Source organism: Microcoleus harperi Pol14_C6 (assembly GCF_036701295.1).
Taxonomy (GTDB): Bacteria; Cyanobacteriota; Cyanobacteriia; order Cyanobacteriales; family Microcoleaceae; genus Microcoleus.
The window spans coordinates 14,332-35,897 of sequence record NZ_JAUBQN010000052.1; the positions used below are offsets into that span (position 1 = coordinate 14,332).

Here is a 21,566-nt window from a genome sequence, read left to right on the forward strand (position 1 = left end):
CACACTTAGAAATATAACTCTTAGAAAACATCTACTAGACTGAGTACAAAAGATTTTGTAATTGATTTAGTGCTTTTTCTAAGTTTTCTTGTTCTCCAAACAGTGTTATTATTTTAATTACATCACCATATTGAGCAAATTCAGGATACTTTATAATTGAACCGATAATATTCTGAAATACAGAAAATCCTGTTTCAATATATTTCTCTAAAAATATTTCTAAAATTGCCCTTTGCTGTGTACTATACTGCTTAAAAAAATCTTGCTTAGTGCGGAATTTATCTACTCGCTTCTTCCTGTCTAAGTCTGGAGAGCGGATAAAATCAACGGGTTCTCTGAAAGTATAGTTAACTTGCTCACTTCCTCCTATAGTAGCAGTAGCAGAAGCATACACAACTCCTCGTCTACCCGCTTCTCCGCTTGGCTCTACCCAGTAGATCCTTTCCCGATCCATTTTTATATCAGAAATTTTTTGAGTATCAATTTCATACAAGCAATCTCCTTTGGCTCTTAAAAGAGCTTCTGTCCTTTCGACCTCGCCATTATTCTGTATATCAATACAGTGGTAACAGAGTTCAAAACTTAATGCTAACTTGCCATTTATTTCTGTAAAGAATGCTGAAAGTGATGATTTTTCAATTTCGAGTGTAGTTATTTCAAATCCAATTTCCGTAGCTAGTTCTCGTCTTAATCCACTACTAACAAGGTTATCAATAGTTAAAATAATATTTGAATAGTCAAGTGATGGTACGTCTTGCTGAAGAGCCTTAAGGCAGGATGCAATATTGTTATAAATAGATACCTTTGCTCCCAATTGATTACACTCTTTTAATAAATTATCCGCTAGTTCTTCAGTTTGCTTTTCTCTATTTTTAAAGAAATGTTTATCGGCACTAATAAAATATATTGTATATGAATATGAAAGTGTTAATATTGCTTCCCAAATAGCTGAGTCTTTAAATTGCTGATTGTTTTCTCCATTAGGTTGAGTTTTTTCATTAATTCTCCTTAGTGCTGATTGAGCGTGTTCAAATGTAAATAAAATCCTAATAATTACGTCATCCAAATCTGTTAACCTTTCTTTAACAGCCACTTCTAATTGAGCTTTATTCGGTACTTCATAAGAATCGCGAAAGCCCATAATTACTTCAATAGATTTAAACCCTTTATCAATTTGTTGAATGGCTTTAAGTCCGTTTTCAACAATATTTCTCGTAAGCTCTTCTTCTATAATTTCCGGGAGACCTATTTTTCCACTACTTTGTTTGAGGATATAAAGCAATGCCGAACCCATAGCCGTTCGCATCAAAAGACTAGATTCTTGCAACCATATATTTGTATCAATCACTACACAAATTGGTTTTTGTTCTGCGGACATTATTACAACTCCTTTCACTTTTCCTAAGCCGAATACAATAAACTCTGCAACTGCTCGACTGCATGCTTCAATTTATCTGCCCCGCCAAATAAGCCAGCAATTTCTCGCACGTTGCCATACTTGTCAACCGCTTTCACCTTCAAAGATGCTGGCATTACCAACTGCTGCGGTCCACCTCGATCATAAATCCCAAATTCCAAATCCCAAATCTAAAATCTAAAATAAAATGACGCCCACTAAAGTTTCCCACCAGTACAAAAGCACTTTACAGGAAACCCGCAGGCGTCAAAATCAAGCAAACTTAAATCTTAGAAAAGACCCAGTGTGAAAGATTTGTCGATCGGGAAAATAGCACCAATACCCAACCACAGAGTTACAGCAGTTCCCAACAGGAAAACAGTAGTAGCAACAGGGCGGCGGAACGGATTTTGGAACTTGTTAACATTCTCGATGAACGGAACCAAAATCAAGCCAAGGGGAACACCGGCCATGCAAGCAATACCCAACAATTTGTTAGGCAAAACGCGCAGGATTTGGAACACAGGCCACAAATACCATTCCGGCAGAATTTCCAGCGGAGTAGCAAAAGGATTAGCAGGTTCCCCAACCAAAGCCGGGTCTAGTACAGCCAAACCCACGCACAGAGAAATCGTTCCCATGATTACTATAGGGAAAACGTAGAGCAAGTCATTAGGCCAAGCTGGTTCGCCATAATAGTTATGACCCATGCCCTTAGCGAGCTTAGCGCGGAGCGCGGGATCGCTCAAATCAGGTTTTTTGAGAATAGACATAGTAACAGTGTTCTCCTTTTAGTTTTACCCGGGGCCTGCCATTCCGCTGTATTCGTTAGTTTGAATCAGCGGCGCGATCGCAGGAAGTATTAGCCGTAAATAAATATCATGAGTGATGAATTCTGAATTTTCAACTCAAAATTCAGCGGGGGGCAAAAAAAATACCGCCCCCACAACTCAAAACTTACAACGGGCCAGAGATACCTTGCTTGCGAATCATCAAGAAGTGAGCCAGCATGAAGACTACAATCAACCAAGGCAACACAAAAGTGTGCAAGCTGTAGTAGCGAGTCAAAGTGCCTTGACCGACGCTGACACCGCCGCGCAGCAGTTCAACCATCAAAGAACCGACAAACGGGATAGCTTCGGGGACGCCGGAAACGATTTTAACGGCCCAGTAACCAATTTGATCCCAAGGCAGGGAATAGCCGGTCACGCCGAAAGAAACAGTGATGACTGCCAAGATTACTCCTGTCACCCAGGTTAATTCGCGGGGCTTTTTGAAGCCGCCTGTCAGATAAACCCGGAAGATGTGCAAAATCATCATCAGCACCATCATGCTGGCAGACCAGCGGTGGATGGAGCGGATCAGCCAGCCGAAGTTGACTTCAGTCATCAGGTATTGCACTGAAGAAAAAGCTTCTGCTACCGTGGGACGGTAATAGAAAGTCATGGCGAAGCCGGTGGCAAACTGGATCAGAAAGCAAACTAAAGTAATTCCGCCCAAGCAGTAGAAAATATTGACGTGGGGGGGTACGTACTTCGTAGTGATGTCATCGGCGAGCGCCTGAATTTCCAGGCGTTCCTCAAACCACTGGTAGGTTTTTGAGTCGGTGATTTGTTTAGAAAACATGGAGCCAGAATTCCTAAAAGAATATTGCTGTGGTTGAGGTTCAGGGCAGCAGCCACAAGGTTTTTTGTCGCCCCGCGCCGAGCAGCTTGCTTTTACTAGCAAATGCCTGAGGCTATTTTTTAAATTTGGAGCTGACGAAAGGAACTCTCTTGTGCGATCGCCTGCAAGCCCTGGGAAACTAAGCGGTGGCTTGTCCCTACTCGCTGGCGTTGCCCGATCGAATTCCAGACTGTGATAAAAAATGTAACATAATTGCCGTGCAATTTTCACACGAGCGAAGCTTTTGCCGAGTCTCAAATACCATGTTCTGCAAGCTTAACATCCGCCCCTACCCGGCATACAGCCAAGAGCAGAGCTACAGACTAAAGTCCGAGCCTGCCTGCGGGTCGCTGGGACATTAATTTTAATATTAATGATAAAACTTCACTCTTTTTGCGATTAAATGTTACATTTAAATAATTTTTTGTTGGCGGACGTTTGACTAATCCGGAATGCCTTGGGGAGAGTTAAATGCCCAAAAGCTTAAAACCCTACAAACTTAAAATACACGAGATGCAATACTTGCCTATCTTTTACAGAAAAATCATGCACAGACGAGTTTTCCAGATTGCTATTGTACTTTTCCTCCAAGTCGTCCTAGTTCTAGGCGGGTGGACGCAGCCTGCGGCGGCGCTGACTCCTGAACAGCAGCTATTGAGCGAAGCTTGGCGAATTGTCAATCGCTCTTATGTGGACGACAGCTTCAACTCTCAAAACTGGTGGTCGATTCGCCAAAAAGCTGTCAAGGAACCGCTTAACGACAGACAGCAGACTTATACGGCTATTCAGGGGATGCTGGCGAAACTCGACGACCCCTTCACTCGACTGCTGAAACCCGAACAGTACCGCAGCTTGCAGGTTAACACTTCCGGAGAATTGACGGGTGTGGGGCTGCAAATTGCGATCGACCCCCAGACAAATACCCTGACAGTGGTGGCTCCTTTGGCCGGCTCACCGGCAGATAAAGCTGGCATCCAACCCCTCGATCGCATTCTCAAAATTAATGGCACTCCCACCTCAGAATTGAGCCTAGACGAAGCAGCAACTCGAATGCGCGGCCGCATCGGCACTGCCGTTACCTTGACCTTGGGGCGCGAGGGAAGGGACGCTGCTGAGGAAATTGAGCTAGTGCGCGATCGCATTGCTCTGAATCCAGTTTACGCCGAATTGCAGTCGGGCTCAGAAAATTTGCCCGTGGGCTACATTCGCTTGAGTCAATTCAGCGCTAACGCCACTGAGGAAGTCGCTCACGCGATCGACCGCTTGGAAAAACAAGGAGCCGCCGCCTACATTCTCGACCTGCGAAACAACCCGGGCGGACTGTTGCAAGCAGGGATTGAAATTGCCCGCTTGTGGCTCGATTCCGGGACGATCGTCTACACAGTCAACAGACAAGGCATTCTCGGCAGTTTTGAAGCCTCTGGACAAGCCGTAACTAACGATCCGCTGATTGTTTTGGTGAATAAAGGAACTGCCAGCGCTAGCGAAATTTTGGCGGGTGCGCTGCAAGATAACGGCAGAGCTCAACTGGTAGGAGAAAAGACTTTTGGCAAAGGACTGATTCAGTCTCTGTTTGATTTGTCTGACGGTTCCGGGTTGGCCGTGACTGTTGCTAAGTACGAAACACCTAACCATAAAGATATTAACAAGCTGGGGATTGCGCCCGATCGCGTAGTGCCTTTGGAACCTATCGCGCGCGATCAGATTGGCACCGAAGCAGACTTGCAATATCAAGCTGCACTGCAACTACTTAAAGAAAAAACCGTGCTGGCAAAGTCAGTATAAGCCGGAGTTTGAAGTTTTGAGCTTGCAGCAGGCGTCAATACACAGGTCTAAGTCTGTCTCTGCGTTTCGTTCGCAAGGACAGACAACTATAGATCCTAAAAACTCTTTAACTCAAAAGTGATATCACGTCCGACAGATTCATCTGTCATTGTTGGCTGTGCGAAGCAATGACATAAAAGAATGATGCACATCGGACGTGATATCAAAACCCAAAAGTCCCCTTCCCTTAAGGTTGAGGGGTTGATTCCTCGGCGTCTGGTACCTCGGCTTCTTGCAAAATCACCGGACGCTGCTGCGGGTCAGCTTGGTTGCTTTGCTCTTGCATCACAGTTTTAGCAAGACTAGGGTCAAAGTAGCGGTTAAAGTCGGCTCGCGACTGATTGACTCGCCCTTGGGTAAGATTGACTTCAGCTTGGATTTCGTGCAATTTTTCTTGCACCGCCCGGTAGTGAGGCCAAAGCTGAACCAAAGCAGAAGTGGCACAGACTGAAAGTACCATGTTGACTGCCAACTTGACGCCTGTTTCGGCCGCGAGGGTTTGGTGAGGGTAAGAACGCTGACGGCTGCTACTGCGACGAGGAGTCACCCGAGGGGATTTTTTTACAGGACGCAGTGGGTTAACGGTGGGTTGAATCGCTTGCATAATGTTTTTTCAAATACCTGAGACTGACGTTTTAGAGTTCAAAAGAGCAAATTCTGAGCTTAACGCACACTCGCCGCTGTTTGTCAGGGTGGTGACAGCCCAAATTGTTGAGACAAAGGTGACGTGTGAAGACAGAATTTCCCCATAAAAATGCCTGCCCTTGCAGTCTCGTCTTGCTGAACACAAACAATCTACTGCACTGCTGCAGTAATTGTCTGTATCTGTAATGCGAGAGATTTAACTGGTCAGGCAGGCGTTTTGCGGTTCGCAACTGGTGTCTGGAAACTATTTGTACAGTTCAGTTGACAGCCGGAAAGCTAAGATTCCGGGAATCAAAGCAATTACGAGCGCTACGTAGACTTGGGTATCTGTTAAAGACATATTCGCAAAACTCCTTTTCGCGGGCACGAGCTTTCACCAATTTGAGACAAATTGGCACTTTTGGGAATCATTTGTTACAACTTGCAACACAAATGGTGCGTCCGGGGGGGAGTAGCCCAGTGATTCAGTGACCCAGTGGCGCAGTTTTTGAGTGTGGGACGGGGATAATTTTTCCTTGTTGCCAGGGACTGCTTGCTTGGGAAGTTGTTCGGACGATCGCCTCCCACAGAATTACCGCGTTAGGTTAAGATTTAATTGAAGGTGACACTAATTTTAGACAGAGCGGGTAATTTGCGCTGCGCTCGACCCTTGCCAATCTTAGGTTCACAAAATAGTTAATGCTAGATCAATTTCTCGACGCTTCACCCAATTTTGGAGTTGACGGCTTTTTATTATTGTTGGTTTTGGTGGCTTTGGAAGCTGTACTTTCGGCTGACAACGCGATCGCCCTGGCATCTATTTCTAAAGGTTTAGAAGATGCCAAGCAACAGCAAAATGCTCTCAACTTGGGTTTGATAATTGCTTTTGTCCTGCGGATCTTACTAATTTTAACGGCTACTTGGGTGATCCAATACTGGCAGTTTGAACTGCTTGGTGCTCTCTACCTGCTGTGGCTGGTTTTCCAACATTTTACTTCAGATACAGATTCTGAAGGAGAACATCACGGGCCCAGATTTGCGACTGTGTGGCAAGCAATTCCCATGATTGCTTTTACGGATTTAGCGTTTTCCTTGGATAGCGTTACTACTGCCATAGCTGTTTCTGATAACACTTTTATCGTCGTAACAGGCGCTACTATTGGAATTATTGCCCTGCGATTCATGGCCGGGTTGTTCATCCGCTGGCTGGATGAGTTCGTTCACCTAGAAAGTGCTGGTTACATCACAGTTGGGTTCGTGGGACTGCGGTTGTTGGTGAAAGTAATTAATCCAGATTTAGTTCCTCCCCAATGGCTGCTAGTTTCCAGTATCGTCTTGATGTTTGTGTGGGGATTTTCTAAGCGCACTCTAGAGGCAGTCGAGATTGCAAAATCTCTAGAAATGGCTTTGAATCAGCCGAATTCCGAAGTTGCTGTGCGAGAATCGCAAGGACAGAAGTCCGAAAATTAACATACTTTCATTTGAATAAAATTAGCTTAAATCTGTCAAACCAACAAGATTGAAGGCTGGTCAAAATGTGCAAAAGCTTTTCATCCCGGTGACTTTAGTCCGGGGATGAAAGGCTTTTATTTTGTAATATTGTTCCATTCACTACCCTATCGAACTCACAGGAGTACAATTGGACCTATGGTTCGGCAGTTATGAAAATCATACTCAGCAATGGTTGGGCTGGTGGGATACCGAGGGGAATTCGTTGCTGACGGGGTTGGCGGCATATTGGCTCACGCAGGCGATCGATCCGGATCTGATTTGAGCCTTGGTGGTAGCTATATTTTTTGAAGATAAGAAAAGAGGGCGAGTGATGGGAAGGAGTTGCAGGCGATCGGGTTTCATCTATCGGTAAAAAATGTAATGTTCCCAATCACCCGCCGCAGATAACTTCTGCATCGTCACCGATCACTTTTTGGGGATCGGCGTGCAATGGGCGTTGTTAGACATTTCCTACATAACTCTATAATTTCACAAAGTATTGTTATTGATACATACCGAAATAACGGCAGCAACCATTACAAATTTTATTTTTCACCTGAATCTTTTATGATAAACCAACGTGAGTTTCTTGAAATACCCGTACGAGCAACATATTTTGCATCTTTTAGAAACTTACTTGTGTAACTACTATTTTTGTGTTCTAGGAGAGTTGTTAGATCATCATTGGAGGCTTCTCCAAATTCCATTAGATAATCGTATAATTTAACGTATTTTGTGGAAGTTGGTGTCACAGTAAAAGTTTTTATTATATCAAAAAATTCATTCCATGTAGGATTTACTCTTATATAAACACCCTCTTTACTTCCGCAAAATTCAATTTGTTCTATGTTCTCAACTGACTCCTTTAAAGATAGCCAAGGATTTGTTGAAATGGATCGAATTCTTTTCTGAGCTTCATTAACAGAGATTGATCCTTTCCTATACAGACTATTGATTAAAATTAAATCGATTAACCCATAAGCATCAGGATTACCTTGGACTAACACAAATATTCCTGGCAAAACTGATTCAGCTTGCATAGCAACTTCTACGCAATTAAAGGCTTCTGCAAATTTCGGAAATTCTCTTCCATATATTAAAGAACCTAGACCCATTCTCTTAATACCCATCCCCGCCCTGTCAACAAGCTGAAACTGCATCATGAGCTTAGCCAAAGCTTTATTTCGATGCCTCGGCTGATGGATTACAATGTTTTCTGATGTAACTCCACCATAGAAGCTACCTGGATTAGTAATAGTCATTTTTGCAGAATCAAAATCAACAGAGAGCATTCCATCGATAGAATAATCTCTATGGACAATAGCATTAATAAAAGCTTCATGAAATGCCTGAGCGTCAAGAATTGGTGCATTATATTTTTTATGTTTAAATTTAATTTCTTGATTTATATTGCAGGCGTTAAAGTAGTGCTTAGCCAACTTTATAGACCTCCAGATACATTCTTCCCACACCTTATTTATCAAAAGTTTTTCTGATCTGGTTTTCCAACTAAATCTATATTCATAAGTGCCTAGCCATTGTCTGATCAAATCCGATTTGCCCAGAAACAACAGTCCAGCTTTTGTGAGAGAGCCGTTATTTGTAGCCCCGATTGCTTCTAAAAAAGCACATTGATCGGGCTGAGATTCTACAGAATATTGTTTCCTCCTACAATAATCTTCATAAGCTTCATCTAATGCAATGGTATCTAAGCAAGAAATCACATCTAAATCTAATATATCTACACTCCAATCATAATTTTGTAAATTGTTTACTGCTTGCCTAACTTCATGAGGCTCCATAGGACGGCTTGATCTACCATCTCTAATGCAAACCTTACCACTTGATGTAGTTATCAAAGAATCTCGTCGATGTGGAACATGAATAATCAAATAAAACTTACTTTCAAAATCTAAATACTCAGCACATATCTCCAGAGATGGTTTTAGCTTACCTTTTAGACGCTGCTCAATTTCAATAACGTCTCCCTCTTCAAAACCAACCAGTTGACTGAGCCAATTTTGATTACTTACATTAGAACTGTCTTTAATTCCAATAATGATAATTCCACCCCGAAAATTGGATAATGCTGAAACTTCTTCAGCTAAATCTTTAGCATTATTCAGTGCCTGAATATCCCTATATTCTTTAAATTCAATTTCTTCGCTCTCAATACTCTCACTTGGCGTTACTTTACAAGCAGCTATTATTTCTCTTATTGAGTCTTGGTCTTTAATCCTCATAACTTTTGAATGCAGTATTCTCTGTAGATGTACGTCTAACTTACAATTGTATCACAGATGCGGTATAATACTTGCTCGTTTAATTGATTATCAAGTTGTAATTGAAGAGGATAACTTCGAGGAAGGTCTAAGCCAAGCCCTGATTGCGGCGGGTATAAAAGCAGAGGATATCGTGACTAGCCCCTTCCCTGACAACAGCGATAGACAGAAAACCTATCAGACAGTATAAGGAAGAAGGAAGAGGGAAGAAGGAAGAGGCGGAGACTGGGAGATGGGAAGAGGGGGAGGATGTTTCCCAATTAGCCATTAGCTATGGCTTAGGCTTACCGACAAAGAAAGCTAAGGGAGAATTATCACCACAAGATAACCGAACTTTAGAACCAATGGGAAAAACATTTCCTGTGGTTGTGAGTGCATATAACTTTTCGCCCGAAGGTGTTTTTAAACAATAACGATTTTCTCTACCTAAAAATTGGCGATCGCAAATCACAACAGCCGAATCTTCATCTAAGAATAAACTTAAATCTTCCTGCCGGATCATTAACTCTCCTTCAGTAGAAACATCACAAGGAACTTTGACCAATGAATCTCTTTTAACAGCAAAACAACCTACTTCTGTTTCCCAAAAATCCTGCTTTAGCGATGCAGAAACAAAATTAGCTTGCGTCACAAACTCAGCCACAAATCGAGATGCTGGTTCTTGATAAACTTCCTCTGGAGTGCCAAACTGTTCTAATTGGCCTTGACGCATCACCGCTACCCAATCTGAAATCGAAAGTGCTTCTTCGCGATCGTGGGTGACAAATACACCAGAGGTTCCCGTTGCTTTGAGAATCTCGCGGACTTCCTGACGCAATCTCAACCGTACTTGTACATCTAAATTACTCAACGGTTCATCTAGTAAAATAATCGCAGGTCTAGGGGCTAACGCACGGGCAAGCGCAACTCGCTGTTGTTGACCCCCGGATAATTCATGGGGATAACGGTTTTCCAATCCTTCTAATCCCACCAACGCTAATGCTTCCGTGACACCTTTGTGAATATTATGCTTTGACTCTTTTCCTTGATGCGTTAAGCCAAAAGCTACATTTTTCGCGACAGTCAAATGGGGGAAAAGTGCATAGTCTTGAAACACCATACCAATGTCTCGCTGTTCCGGCGGAACTGACATATTAACACTCGCTACAGTTTTTCCTGCTAAAGCGATCGTCCCTGCTTGTAGCTGTTCAAAACCCGCAATTAACCGCAGCAACGTTGTTTTCCCACAACCCGATGGCCCCAACAGCCCCAGTATATCTCCCTGATGTAATGTCAGGGTGACAGATGCCACCGCAGGTGATGCTGCTTGGGAATACTGTTTTGTTACACCATCTAGATGCAGAATTATCGGTCGAGCCATTATTGCTATAAATAATCAACAACTTACTATTCTACAATAAACCAGTTTAATGAGATTAATTATCATAAAGACTTGACAAATGTTTACACCTACTGATAAGCTAGCAACCTAGACAATTTACTAGCGATGAAAAATTCCCAACAATCACTACAGCAAACAGGAATCAGGACAATCCAAGGGCGATCGACCTTACGCAGTTTATCCGCTAGTGGGTGGACACTTGCGGTTATCGCTTTAGCATTGCCGATCGCCATTCCAGTGATCAGTGTTTTATCCAGTATCTTTTTTGAAGCTAAAGATACATGGCAACATTTAACCGATACAGTTTTAACCCGTTATATCGTCAACTCTTTATTGTTAATGATCGGCGTAGGCTTTGGTGTTGTCGTGATTGGCGTAGGATGTGCCTGGCTAGTAACAATGTGTCGCTTTCGGGCCAGTCGCGTATTTGAATGGGCATTACTGTTACCCTTAGCGGCCCCAGCTTATGTGCTAGCTTATACTTATACAGACTTTTTAGAATTTTCCGGCCCTGTTCAAACTGCTTTGCGTGATATTTTTGGCTGGAGTTATGGAGACTATTGGTTTCCTAACGTGCGATCGCTCCCTGGAGCAATCTTAATGCTAATCTTAGTTTTATATCCCTACGTCTACCTATTAACAAGAGTCGCATTTTTGGAGCAATCAACTTGTACCCTAGAAGCTAGTAGAATACTTGGCTGTAGTCCTTGGCGGAGTTTTATTACAGTTGCATTACCAATGGCAAGACCTGCAATTGTAGCAGGTTTAGCACTGGCTTTGATGGAAACTCTCAACGATTATGGGACTGTTCAGTATTTTGGAATTGATACCTTCACCACAGGTATTTATCGGACTTGGTTTGGCATGGGAGAACGAATTGCAGCCAATCAATTAGCTGCTATGCTATTATTATTTGTTCTAGGTTTAATTTTACTAGAACGCTGGTCGCGCAGCCGGACTAAATATTATCAAGCTAGCAGTCGCTATCGCCAACTACAAACTTATCAACTTAAAGGAATTAGGGAAATCTTAGCCGTCGTTGCTTGTTTGATGCCGCTATTTTTTGGTTTTTTATTGCCCGCCGGTCTTTTAGTCCAGTTGACATTAGCTAACTGGCAACTCACTTTAGATGAACGTTTTTGGATCTTTGCCCGTCATAGTTTAATTTTGGCCACCCTCACAGCAATTTTGGCCGTAATTATTGCCTTGATTATGGCTTATGGTTTACGGTTATATCCTAATTTAGGAGTGCAGTTAGGAACGAGAGTTGCGGCAATGGGCTATGCTGTACCTGGTTCTGTGATTGCAGTGGGAATTATGGTTCCCATTGGAAAATTTGACAATCTATTGGATAGTTGGATGCGTGCAAACTGGGGGATTTCTACAGGCTTGTTGTTAAGCGGTACGATCGCAGCTTTGGTATTTGCCTATATAGTTCGCTTCCTAGCTGTTTCTTTAAATGCCGTCGAGTCAAGTTTGAGCAAAATTAAGCCTAATTTAGATGATGCGGCGAGAAGTTTGGGTTACAGTCCGATGCAAACTTTAGTTACAGTTCATACACCAATGATGACCGGAGGTTTACTAACTGCCATGATGTTAGTATTCGTTGATGTAATGAAAGAGTTACCTGCTACTATAATTATTAGACCTTTTAACTTTGATACTTTGGCGGTGCGAACTTATCAACTTGCCTCAGATGAGCGATTGGCTGAAGCTTCGGGCCCAGCATTGGCAATTGTTTTAGTTGGGATGTTACCAGTAATTTTATTGAGTTGGAAAATTGCGCGATCGCGCAAGTCTTCAACACAGTTAACGGTTAACAGTTAAAGGTTAAAATTATCCCTTTACAAATCAAGATGATTAATAAAAACTCAGCAATGTTTACCCGGACTACTGGCACAATTTATTTCTTACTACTTACTATTTTTGTTACGTATGGATGCCAAAAACAGGCAGCAAGCCCCCTCGAAACATTACAAAAAACTAAGCAATGTCCAGAATGCGATCTGAGTGGTGCTAAGTTAAGCAACCTTGATTTAACAAGCGCTAATCTCAATGGTGCTAAGTTGGAAGGTGCTGTGCTAGAAAAAATCAAACTTAATGAAGCCTTACTCGATAGCGTCAATCTTAAAGGTGCAAATTTAAAAGGTGCTTCTCTGGAAAAAGCAGGTTTATTTGGGGCAGATCTCACAAATGCTGATTTGAGTAATGCAAATCTCAAGGGGGCTTTTTTGCGAGGCGCCAAGCTGAATAATGCCAATCTTAGTAACGCCGATTTAAGTGAAACTGACTTAAATAGTGCTGATTTGACAGGCGCAAACCTGAAAGGGGCAAACCTGAAAGGCGCTATAATGCCGGATGGTAAAATTAAAAATTAAAGTTGATTCGATTCGGCGGTTGAAACCGCCGAATCACGAAGAGTAGCTTCTTGTTTAAAAAGCGTCTATTTCCATCCTGCGCGATCGGCAATCTTTAAAGCTTCGGGGTTATTTTTCCCAAACACATCAGGGTTAAGAGGATCGGATTTGAATGTACCAAAACTGGCAACAGCAGGATCGATCGCCACACCTGAAATCACAGGGTATTCATAATTACCCCTAGCAAAAATTTGTTGCGCTTCGCGACTGGCTAAGTGTTCCAAGAATTTGATCGCACCTGCTTTGTTACGGGATGTTTTGACTACACCGGCACCACAAATATTGACGTGGGTACCGCGATCGCGCTGGTTCGGGAAAAATACACCTACTTTCGCCGCGATCGCCTGTTCTTTTGGATCTTTCGATTTCATTAAGCGAGCTACATAATAGGTATTAACAAGGGCAATATCGCCTACCCCATCAGCAACAGCCTTGATTTGCGCCGTATCATTTCCTTCTGGAGGACGTGCAAAATTAGCCACCAATCCTCGCGCCCAAGCTTCTGTTTTTTGAGCTCCATGAACGGCTAGCATGGCCCCAACAAGAGACTGATTATAGATATTAGTGGACGATCGCACTAAAACTTTGCCTTTCCACCGAGGTTCTGTCAACGCTTCATAGGTTGACAATTGGGCAGGGTTCACCTTGCTTTTGTTATAAACAATCACCCGTGCCCGGCGCGATAGACCAAACCAGAAACCTTGAGGATCTCGCAAACTTGCTGGAATTGCCGATGTCAGGACTTTTGAAGACACGGGTTGCAGGATACCTGCTTGTTTCGCCCGCCACAAACGCCCACCATCCACCGTGATGAAAACATCAGCGGGGCTATTTGCACCTTCACTTTTGATCCGTTCAATTAGTTGGTCAGCATCCGCTTCAACGAGGTTAACCTTGATCCCAGTTTTTTTGGTGAAGCTTTGGTACAACTCATTATCAGTTTCGTAGTGACGTGCTGAATAAAGGTTGAGAGTGCCGGTTTGGGCTGCGACAGGGGCTTTTTTGCTTAGTTCCCCCAGTGCCACGACAGCCATTGCTGTACCGCTGGCAAGAAAAATACGCCGAGAAATGCTCATTGTTCTATAATGATAGATTTTTTCATCTGGTAATTGACACGATGGTACATTCACAGCCATCTACAGTCATTGTTTTACTATATTAATGCAAGTAATTCTTATTTGATTATCAAAAGCGTAAGTATTTTAGGGCTGACGCACCCGTGGTCAGAAATCCGGTTTCGACTTCGCTCAACCTGCAGTTTTTTTCCGAAAAGACTTTGTGGTAGCCCGCAGATTAGGTAAAAAATGGGCTTTGCACAATTTGAGGATGATTATTGTAGGGTGTCCTGCCTCTTGTGAAACTACAGGCCTTCGGGCTCATGGGCCCATCCCACAAAAAAATCCTAATCATGCCGCTATTGTGCAACATCAAAAAATTTGCTTATGAAGGTTTTGATTCGTCCAGGACTGTATTTATGACAAAGATTTTTGCTGATTAGGTATCACAACACTTGTTGGCAACAGACATCTCCAAAAACTCCCAAGCCCTATCCCCCATAGGTTTCTGACTGTCTGCCTTTTTAGGACAGACAGTAGCTTTTACTAATTGCGAGTGACAACAACCTCCAGAAGTTTTATTCAATTTAGCCGATCGGTAAATTTAAAAACATTCCTTAAACAAGCTCGCACTAAAAAAAAAGCAACAGGCATCTTCCAAGCGATTCGCGTCAACGTCATGTATCAACTGCCGGAATTCTCGACCAGGCTCAACGGGCACCAAGACGCGGGCTAGCTGTGCACACCCTAAAGTAACTTGTACACAGCTAGCCCTACTGATTATTTGTGTCGAATTAGCTCGTAAATTTCCACATAGTCTTTAGCTGGATATTTCCACGAATTGTCACAATTCATGCCTTGAACCATTAGTTTTTCAAATTCATCATGATAGTCATACCACAATCCGATCGCCCGATCGAGCGCCGACTCCAAAGCGGCGTAGTCGGTTTGATAAAACACGTAACCGTTGCGTTCTTCTGGGAGGTGGCGGGTGTCGTAATCTCGATCGAACACAGTATTCACCAAACCACCAACTCCCCGCACCACAGGAACAGTGCCGTACCTCAACCCGATCATCTGAGTCAGCCCACAGGGTTCGTAGTTACTGGGAACCACAATCATATCCCCGCCGGCGTAAATTAAGTGCGACAGTTCTTCATTAAAACCTAGTTCTAAATGGCAGTCTGGATTATCATTTAAAAACTGTCTTTCGTGCTGGAAATGCGCGTTAATTCCCGCTTCCGTCGCGGAACCCAAAAGCACGAACTGCGCTCCCTTACTCAGAGAGTAATAAATTGCATGGTGGACGAGATGAACGCCTTTTTGGTCGTCCAAACGACCGATAAAGGTAATAATAGGCTTGTCAGCATCGCGCAGTAACAGCCGATCGCGCAAAGCTTTTTTAGTTTTGGCTTTTCCTGCCAAATCATCCTTAGTGTAGTGGTGCGGAATATAGCTATCGCTTTCTGGGTTCCACACATCGTAATCAATGCCGTTGAGAACCCCGCGAAACTTCTCTTGATATAAATGCAAAGTGTGGCCCAAACCGTAGCCAAACTCGCCGAGGTGAGCTTCCCAAGCGTGGTGCGGCGAAACTGTGGTGACAAAGTTCGAGTAAACAATGCCGCCTTTCATAAAGTTGATGGCAAAAGGGTTAAAGTTATCTCGGAGGCGATCGTAATCAAAATAATAATCCGGTCTGTGCAAACCCGTTGCTTGCAAAATATCGCTACCTCCCATGCCTTGATGTTTGAAATTGTGAATGGTATAGCAGACTCGCTGATATTCCATCCAATTGTATTTGTATATTTCAAACAGCAGGACTGGAACCAAACCAGTTTGCCAATCGTGACAGTGAATCACATCGGGACGCTTGTTGCTTCTGAGCAAAAATTCCAAAGCGGCTTTGCTGAAAAATGCAAACCGCATATTGTCGTCATTGCAGCCGTAATAACAACCGCGATTAAAAAAGTTATCTTGAGAGCGAGGTCCGATGAAAAAACACAACTGCCCGTGCACCCAGCCGCACAAGACATCACATAAGATTTCGCCGCCGTACCAGGGCACAGCGAGATCCCGATAGGCCTCGTGAAGTCCCCAAATGTGGTCGTACCTCATGCAGTCGTACTTCGGTAGAATAATCTCGACGCAGTGGCCGGAATTCTGCAACTCCCGGCTCAAACCGTAAACTACGTCGCCCAAACCTCCTGCTTTGATAACGGGGGCGCACTCCGAGGCAATTTGTACTATGTACATTTTTTTTTCTCGCTCCTGGATGAATCAAAAAAATATTTTCTTAACTTGACAAAGTATATGAGTTCTCGGCAAATAAGCAAGTCGGCCATTGGGAATACAGGAAAATACGCACAGCTAGGGGATGTTAGGGCAGATTCGGGCGATCGGTGATATCGTTTCCGCTCAGATCTGAATTATTTAAACCGCAGAGGAAACAGAGGACGCATCCGTGAGTTCAATCTAAAATCGATTTAATACCCCATTTGCTGGCATTTGTCAACTAAATATTTTTAAAATTTTTGCCTAATTTGCGCGAAATTTTCTCGCACGATGCTGATAACTGATTGGCACAGAGCACCTGTTCGGCTGCCAAACATCAACAGGACTTACGCATTCAAGGGCGGTGTTACAAGGGTTTGAGATTCTTCGTTTCACTTGCCAATGACACAATTACCTTGAAATGCGTCCAGGACTAATCAAATCAGGGATTCTATCTTGGAATTTAAACCAGCAAATGCCGTGTCCAGCATTCATCCAGAGACTCTTAAGGAGGCGCTCGCCGATGCCCGACACCAACGGTAAGGAAAACAATTTAAACCAACAACTGCAACAGCTAGTTGCTGAAGCCTGTTCGCATCCGCCCAAAAGCTTGATGCGGCGGGAAAAACTCAGCGAGATAGTGAGGCTGATTGTAAAATCCGGCAAACTTTGGCAAGAAGACACGCCTCATTACAACGATGCTTTACAGCAAACTTGGGTGTATTTTTGTCGCAATGTTTGCGAAGCGAACACCGCAAACAAACCTTACGATCGCAATCTGGGCAGCGTCATTACTTGGCTGGACAAATATCTCAAGATGCGGCTGAAAGACTTCACTATCGAACAAACGCAGGAAAAAGTTAGACGTGATTTACCGTTGATTTCAGAAGACTCAGCAGAAATTAACCTGATCAATAATATCGAAAACCCGCCGACTTATTCTGACAGTCCGCTAGCCATCCTAGAAGAGACAAAAAAATGGGTGCGGGCAGATCCGGAGGGGGAATTGAGAAGCGTTCACATCAAAGAACGCCCCGATGTCACTTGCCAAACCTTAATTCTGAGGCGTCTTCCCCCGGAGACTCCCTGGAAAAACATTGCTCTTGAATTTAACTTGCCGCCGTCAACCGCACCCAATTTTTATAAAAGAGAATGTCTACCCCGCTTGCGAAATTTTGCCAAAAATCAAGGATATCTGGAATAAAGGCAGGACAAATCCTGTCCAAAAAAAAATCTGTCAAACAGGAAAACCGTGATGAATAACAGCACCGAAAATATCAGAGAAAAATCTATTTCCCTGCCCATTACGGCCGCAGCCCTGCGGCTGGCACAGAAGTTTTCAACTCTTGACGGAATGGCATCCCCGGAAAAAAAAGAGCAAGTTTATTTCAACACTTTAGCTGTATGTGCAGTGAAAGATTATATGGAAATGATGGACATTCCCACCGACTTGAATGCCAGCGACAGTTGGAACGCTGCCATGCGCCTTTACACCGATACAGCAGACTTGAAATTAACTCAACTAGGTCATTTGGAATGCCGACCTCTGAAGTCGGGCAAGTTTTGTTACATTCCGCTGGAAATACCGGACGATCGCATTGGTTTAGTAGCAGTTGAGATCGATATAAAGCGACAACAAGCTACTTTGATGGGATTTGTGAAAACTGCAAGCCCTGGCAATTTAGCTATTGATAAATTGCAAAGTTTTGACAAATTTCTCCAACATTTGGATTGTCTTGAACACCGCCCAAAAACTGTCAAACTGCACCAGTGGCTGCACAACATTTTTGAGGCTGGCTGGCAGTCTGTAGAAGATATTTTAGTGCCACAAGAACCTCATTTAGCTTTTCGTTACAGCAGCGCAGTCGTGCGGGGCAAGATAATCAATCTGACAGCAGAGATATCGGAAAAAGCATCAGCAACCATCGATAGTTTTCAAGAAAAACCTAATTTATGGAGGGGTGTAAGAGAAGCAGCCCGATCGGTAGCTTTGCTGGTGGCGATCGAACCAAAAACCGATACTGAAACTAATATTAAAGTACAGGTGCATCCCGCCGGCGGGGCAGACAGCTTGCCGCTCAATCTGACTCTGAAAGTCATCGACGGCGAGGGAAAAACTGTCATGGAAGCTTGCGCCGGCAAAGGTAACGGCTACATGACTCTAGAATTTGCCGCCGATCGCGGAGAATGTTTCAGCGTTGTGGTAAAACTGAAAGAACTCTGTATTGCAGAGAATTTTGCCGCCTAAAGCGGCTCGCTTGCCATAAGTTGTTCAGCAGGGAAATTGAACTTGGGCGGGCAGGATGCCCACCCCACAATAATTTCATCGCGCTGTGACTGTAAAATTTAGATGCGCCTGGGCTTATCAGTTGTTAGCCATGCCGAAATTAGTTGTTTTGAAGCTAGATGATAACTTGATAAAAGGGGTGCGAGTTTCTCTGGAAATCGGCGCGGAAGGAGATCGGCCTGCAGTGGAAATCCAAGCCTTCCTGCCTCCGAAACCAGAAATAGCGGAACACTACGATCGCTGGCAATCAACCTACCGCAGTTTGGGAGATTTCCGCATTAAGCCGATCGAAATTAGCATTATGGGCTCTCGTGCGGAACAGTTGGCCAAATGCCACTTGTTACGGGAACAGTTAAGCCAGCAAATCAATAGCTGGCTCAACTCCGAACCGTTTCGCGAACTCAAAGAAACATTGCTCGAACAATTAATGCCGTCGGACACCATTCGATTTTTAATCAAAACTGACGACATCGATTTGCGGCGGCTGCCTTGGTACTGTTGGGATATTTTTGATCGCTACCCGAAAGCCGAAATTGCTTTGAGTCCCGCAACTTATAGAAAACCAGCTATCGCCAATAGAAATCCCGCTAAAGGCTGCGTAAAAATTTTAGCAATTTTGGGGAACAGTCAAAAAATTGATATTGAGCAAGATCGAATTATACTTGCAGGATTGCCCTCAGCAGAAGTTACTTTTTTAGTAGAACCAAGTCGCCGCCAAATAGGCGATCAGCTTTGGGAAAAAAGCTGGGATATCTTATTTTTTGCCGGGCACAGTGCCACCCGCAACGACGGCAGATCGGGTAAATTTTATATCAATCAAACCGAGAGTTTAACAGTAGAAGAACTGACACACGGTTTCAAGCTAGCGGTGAGCAGCGGCTTGCAGTTGGCCATTTTGAATTCCTGTGACGGATTGGGAATAGGGCGGCAGCTAGAAGATTTGGGCATCCCGCAAACGATCGTAATGCGGGAACCGGTGTGCGATCGAGCTGCCCAAGATTTTTTAAAGTATTTTCTCCAAGCTTTTTGCAGCGGGGAACCTTTGTATGTGGCAGTGCGCCTCGCGAGGCAAAGATTGGCAGAATTAGGGTCAGAAATTCCCGGTGCGGATTGGCTGCCGATTATTTGTCAAAACCCAACTTCCAAGCCGCCAACTTGGAAAGAGTTGCTGCACAAAGCCGAGCCGGAAACTGTCAGCAATCCGCCATCTTTATCTCGGCTGCGCCGCTTTCAGATCGGGCTGTTGGCGATCGCAACTGCTGCTGTTTCTGTCATGGGAGCGCGATCGCTGGGCTTGCTCCAGATATGGGAATTGCAAGCTTTTGACCAACTGATGCGGCTGCGTCCTGCTGAAAGCTCAGACTCGCGTTTGCTGGTGGTAGAAGCGACGGAAACGGATATCAACAAATACGGTTTTCCGCTGCCGGATGCGACGATCGCAAAAGCAGTGGGAAAATTGGCACAGTATGGGGCGCAAACGATCGCCCTGGATATCTTCCGCGATCGCCCTTTAGGGCCCGGTTATGCAGCATTAGCCGCTCGCTTTCAGGGCGATCGAAATTTAATTGGTTTGTGCAGCGTCAAAGAAATCGGCAAACCCAACAAATGCGGCATCAAACCGCCGCCCGCACTGCCAAAAGAGCGCCTCGGGTTCAGCGATGTGGTGGCAGATCCCGACGGCATTCTCCGCCGCCACTTGCTGTTTATGCAGCCGCACAGCAGCGATCCGTGTAATACAGACTACTCTTTGAGCGCGAGGGCTGCCCTCCATTACCTAGCAGCAAAAGGCATCCAACCGGAAACTCTTCCCAGAGATAAGATAAGGCTGGGCAATGCAGTTTTTGCACCGATTCACGGCAGTACAGGCGCTTATCAAAATTTGGACGATCGCGGTTTTCAAATGATGCTCAATTACCGAGCGCCTCGAAATTTTGTTCGCCGAGTCATGCTGGCCGAACTGTTAGAACAAAAAGTCAATCCCAATTTGATAAAAGACCGAATTATCTTTATTGGCGTGACGGCGCCGATTTCCAATCCAGATTATTTTTTGACGCCCTACAGTGCGGGAGAATCGCCTTCCCAGAAAATGCCGGGGGTATTAATTCAAGCGCAAATGTCGAGTCAAATTCTCAGCGCTGTTTTGGATCGGCGCCCGCTGCTGCAAATTGTTCCTGAATGGACCCAAGTGCTGTGGATTGTGGGTTGGGCAGCAGTTGGTAGCGCGATCGCGATTGTCAGCCAACGCAGGCTGCACGTGGTGTCGGGGGCGATCGCATCTGCGGGGGTTTCGTGCGGGGTTTGCTGGTTTTTGCTAATCGGGGGCTGGTGGGTGCCTTTGGTACCCTCAGCTTTGGCAATGGTAGAAGCGGGTTTAATTGCGATCGTTTTTACTTTTCGGCCGCAATGACAATATGAATTGGCAATCGTTAGATGACATCACCAACAAATAATCTCCAGCCGTTCGAGAGATGTAGAGGTGGAGCATTTGGGCGACAATTCATGTTTCCCACCTTTGATTTTATGCCCAAATGCTTCACGCTCCCCAGGCTATTCACTTAGAAACTAAGTAGGGAGCATCTCATATTTGTAAAAACACTTCTTCTGGCTCCTTCCTTCTTTCTCTTTCCTCCTAGCTCCTGGCTCCTGGCTCCCAACTCCAATTTCTAGTTTGGCGGCCAAAGTAAGATGTTCCCGATCGCGATCGGCTATTTTTGGTTATTTTTGCTGGTGCAGATAGTTGTTAATCGCTTTAGCGATTTTTGCTTGCTGGTATGGGTTCATCGTGCGGGGTAGTGGGACTTAAACAAAATTTAAGCCCAAATAAAGCCCAAACTGGCTTTGTGAGCAGCAAATACGTCCATATTTTTTTG

The 21,566-nt window shown here is 44.2% G+C and carries 20 protein-coding genes; 10 read left to right on the forward strand and 10 right to left on the reverse strand.

Going from position 1 to position 21,566, the window contains the following annotated elements; genetic code table 11:
- Nucleotides 1–34: 34 nt before the first annotated feature.
- The 4 genes from QUA27_RS24520 to petB form a co-directional block, all read right to left on the reverse strand.
- A complete protein-coding gene (locus QUA27_RS24520; protein ID WP_333071313.1) occupies nt 35–1,378 on the reverse strand; it encodes a PIN domain-containing protein in 1,344 nt (447 codons plus the stop codon).
- Nucleotides 1,379–1,401: 23 nt separating this feature from the next.
- Nucleotides 1,402–1,533 carry a hypothetical protein gene (locus tag QUA27_RS24525; RefSeq protein WP_333071315.1) on the reverse strand — a complete coding sequence of 44 codons (132 nt, stop codon included), beginning with the start codon at nt 1,531–1,533 and terminating at the stop codon, nt 1,402–1,404.
- A 153-nt stretch (nt 1,534–1,686) separates the two neighbouring features.
- Entirely contained in the window at nt 1,687–2,169 is a 483-nt protein-coding gene (gene petD / locus QUA27_RS24530; protein WP_190732792.1) for a cytochrome b6-f complex subunit IV, read from the reverse strand.
- A 184-nt stretch (nt 2,170–2,353) separates the two neighbouring features.
- A complete protein-coding gene (petB, locus tag QUA27_RS24535) occupies nt 2,354–3,022 on the reverse strand; it encodes a cytochrome b6 (protein WP_015174799.1) in 669 nt (222 codons plus the stop codon).
- 585 nt (nt 3,023–3,607) lie between these two features.
- Here petB and ctpA point away from each other — a divergent pair.
- Nucleotides 3,608–4,846, forward strand: coding sequence for a carboxyl-terminal processing protease CtpA (gene ctpA, locus QUA27_RS24540; protein ID WP_333071342.1), 1,239 nt, complete (start codon nt 3,608–3,610; stop codon nt 4,844–4,846).
- 226 nt (nt 4,847–5,072) lie between these two features.
- Here the strand turns inward: ctpA and QUA27_RS24545 are convergent, their stop codons facing one another.
- Both QUA27_RS24545 and psaM read right to left on the reverse strand, forming a co-directional pair.
- Nucleotides 5,073–5,489 (reverse strand): slr1601 family putative cell division protein, encoded by a 417-nt coding sequence (locus QUA27_RS24545; RefSeq protein ID WP_333071318.1) that lies wholly within the window; start codon nt 5,487–5,489, stop codon nt 5,073–5,075.
- Nucleotides 5,490–5,774: 285 nt separating this feature from the next.
- The gene (psaM, locus tag QUA27_RS24550) at nt 5,775–5,870 is read right to left on the reverse strand and encodes a photosystem I reaction center subunit XII (RefSeq protein ID WP_015174804.1); all 96 of its coding nucleotides are present in this window, start codon (nt 5,868–5,870) and stop codon (nt 5,775–5,777) included.
- Nucleotides 5,871–6,208: 338 nt separating this feature from the next.
- Between psaM and QUA27_RS24555 the strand changes: the two genes are divergently transcribed.
- On the forward strand, nt 6,209–6,979 hold the full coding sequence (locus tag QUA27_RS24555) for a MeeY/MeeF family manganese export membrane protein (RefSeq protein WP_333071320.1): 771 nt from the start codon (nt 6,209–6,211) through the stop codon (nt 6,977–6,979).
- A gap of 169 nt (nt 6,980–7,148) precedes the next feature.
- Complete coding sequence (locus tag QUA27_RS24560) at nt 7,149–7,283, forward strand: hypothetical protein (protein ID WP_333071322.1); 135 nt, start codon at nt 7,149–7,151, stop codon at nt 7,281–7,283.
- A 262-nt stretch (nt 7,284–7,545) separates the two neighbouring features.
- Here the strand turns inward: QUA27_RS24560 and QUA27_RS24565 are convergent, their stop codons facing one another.
- Nucleotides 7,546–9,243, reverse strand: a complete 1,698-nt coding sequence (locus tag QUA27_RS24565) for an RNA/DNA-binding domain-containing protein (RefSeq protein WP_333071323.1) — start codon at nt 9,241–9,243, stop codon at nt 7,546–7,548.
- A gap of 46 nt (nt 9,244–9,289) precedes the next feature.
- On the opposite strand from QUA27_RS24565, the gene QUA27_RS24570 reads away from it, so the two are divergent.
- On the forward strand, nt 9,290–9,472 hold the full coding sequence (locus QUA27_RS24570; RefSeq protein ID WP_333071324.1) for an element excision factor XisI family protein: 183 nt from the start codon (nt 9,290–9,292) through the stop codon (nt 9,470–9,472).
- An 81-nt stretch (nt 9,473–9,553) separates the two neighbouring features.
- Here the strand turns inward: QUA27_RS24570 and QUA27_RS24575 are convergent, their stop codons facing one another.
- Nucleotides 9,554–10,642 carry an ABC transporter ATP-binding protein gene (locus QUA27_RS24575; RefSeq protein WP_333071326.1) on the reverse strand — a complete coding sequence of 363 codons (1,089 nt, stop codon included), beginning with the start codon at nt 10,640–10,642 and terminating at the stop codon, nt 9,554–9,556.
- Between the two features lie 126 nt (nt 10,643–10,768).
- Between QUA27_RS24575 and QUA27_RS24580 the strand changes: the two genes are divergently transcribed.
- The gene (locus QUA27_RS24580) at nt 10,769–12,490 is read left to right on the forward strand and encodes an ABC transporter permease (protein WP_333071328.1); all 1,722 of its coding nucleotides are present in this window, start codon (nt 10,769–10,771) and stop codon (nt 12,488–12,490) included.
- 29 nt (nt 12,491–12,519) lie between these two features.
- A complete protein-coding gene (locus QUA27_RS24585; RefSeq protein WP_333071330.1) occupies nt 12,520–13,041 on the forward strand; it encodes a pentapeptide repeat-containing protein in 522 nt (173 codons plus the stop codon).
- A gap of 65 nt (nt 13,042–13,106) precedes the next feature.
- Here QUA27_RS24585 and QUA27_RS24590 read toward each other — a convergent pair whose 3' ends face one another.
- Nucleotides 13,107–14,156 (reverse strand): Fe(3+) ABC transporter substrate-binding protein, encoded by a 1,050-nt coding sequence (locus tag QUA27_RS24590; RefSeq protein WP_333071333.1) that lies wholly within the window; start codon nt 14,154–14,156, stop codon nt 13,107–13,109.
- A 535-nt stretch (nt 14,157–14,691) separates the two neighbouring features.
- Here QUA27_RS24590 and QUA27_RS24595 point away from each other — a divergent pair.
- Nucleotides 14,692–14,871, forward strand: coding sequence for a hypothetical protein (locus tag QUA27_RS24595; RefSeq protein ID WP_333071334.1), 180 nt, complete (start codon nt 14,692–14,694; stop codon nt 14,869–14,871).
- A gap of 44 nt (nt 14,872–14,915) precedes the next feature.
- Here the strand turns inward: QUA27_RS24595 and glgA are convergent, their stop codons facing one another.
- The gene (gene glgA, locus QUA27_RS24600; RefSeq protein ID WP_333071335.1) at nt 14,916–16,391 is read right to left on the reverse strand and encodes a glycogen synthase GlgA; all 1,476 of its coding nucleotides are present in this window, start codon (nt 16,389–16,391) and stop codon (nt 14,916–14,918) included.
- Nucleotides 16,392–16,932: 541 nt separating this feature from the next.
- Between glgA and QUA27_RS24605 the strand changes: the two genes are divergently transcribed.
- From QUA27_RS24605 to QUA27_RS24615, 3 genes are all read left to right on the forward strand, one after another.
- Nucleotides 16,933–17,613 carry a sigma-70 family RNA polymerase sigma factor gene (locus tag QUA27_RS24605; RefSeq protein WP_333071336.1) on the forward strand — a complete coding sequence of 227 codons (681 nt, stop codon included), beginning with the start codon at nt 16,933–16,935 and terminating at the stop codon, nt 17,611–17,613.
- Nucleotides 17,614–17,664: 51 nt separating this feature from the next.
- Complete coding sequence (locus tag QUA27_RS24610) at nt 17,665–18,657, forward strand: DUF1822 family protein (protein WP_333071337.1); 993 nt, start codon at nt 17,665–17,667, stop codon at nt 18,655–18,657.
- A gap of 85 nt (nt 18,658–18,742) precedes the next feature.
- Entirely contained in the window at nt 18,743–21,103 is a 2,361-nt protein-coding gene (locus QUA27_RS24615) for a CHASE2 domain-containing protein (protein WP_333071340.1), read from the forward strand.
- Nucleotides 21,104–21,566 lie beyond the last annotated feature (463 nt).

Excerpts from the sequence above, each read along its gene's own strand:
- QUA27_RS24565 (WP_333071323.1), bottom strand. The coding sequence starts at position 9,243 with ATGAGGATTAAAGACCAAGACTCAATAAGAGAAATAATAGCTGCTTGT.
- QUA27_RS24605 (WP_333071336.1), top strand. The coding sequence starts at position 16,933 with ATGCCCGACACCAACGGTAAGGAAAACAATTTAAACCAACAACTGCAA.
- petB (WP_015174799.1), bottom strand. The coding sequence starts at position 3,022 with ATGTTTTCTAAACAAATCACCGACTCAAAAACCTACCAGTGGTTTGAG.
- ctpA (WP_333071342.1), top strand. The coding sequence starts at position 3,608 with ATGCACAGACGAGTTTTCCAGATTGCTATTGTACTTTTCCTCCAAGTC.
- QUA27_RS24580 (WP_333071328.1), top strand. The coding sequence starts at position 10,769 with ATGAAAAATTCCCAACAATCACTACAGCAAACAGGAATCAGGACAATC.
- QUA27_RS24545 (WP_333071318.1), bottom strand. The coding sequence starts at position 5,489 with ATGCAAGCGATTCAACCCACCGTTAACCCACTGCGTCCTGTAAAAAAA.
- QUA27_RS24520 (WP_333071313.1), bottom strand. The coding sequence starts at position 1,378 with ATGTCCGCAGAACAAAAACCAATTTGTGTAGTGATTGATACAAATATA.
- QUA27_RS24575 (WP_333071326.1), bottom strand. The coding sequence starts at position 10,642 with ATGGCTCGACCGATAATTCTGCATCTAGATGGTGTAACAAAACAGTAT.
- QUA27_RS24585 (WP_333071330.1), top strand. The coding sequence starts at position 12,520 with ATGATTAATAAAAACTCAGCAATGTTTACCCGGACTACTGGCACAATT.
- QUA27_RS24525 (WP_333071315.1), bottom strand. The coding sequence starts at position 1,533 with ATGCCAGCATCTTTGAAGGTGAAAGCGGTTGACAAGTATGGCAACGTG.
- petD (WP_190732792.1), bottom strand. The coding sequence starts at position 2,169 with ATGTCTATTCTCAAAAAACCTGATTTGAGCGATCCCGCGCTCCGCGCT.
- psaM (WP_015174804.1), bottom strand. The coding sequence starts at position 5,870 with ATGTCTTTAACAGATACCCAAGTCTACGTAGCGCTCGTAATTGCTTTG.
- glgA (WP_333071335.1), bottom strand. The coding sequence starts at position 16,391 with ATGTACATAGTACAAATTGCCTCGGAGTGCGCCCCCGTTATCAAAGCA.
- QUA27_RS24555 (WP_333071320.1), top strand. The coding sequence starts at position 6,209 with ATGCTAGATCAATTTCTCGACGCTTCACCCAATTTTGGAGTTGACGGC.
- QUA27_RS24610 (WP_333071337.1), top strand. The coding sequence starts at position 17,665 with ATGAATAACAGCACCGAAAATATCAGAGAAAAATCTATTTCCCTGCCC.
- QUA27_RS24590 (WP_333071333.1), bottom strand. The coding sequence starts at position 14,156 with ATGAGCATTTCTCGGCGTATTTTTCTTGCCAGCGGTACAGCAATGGCT.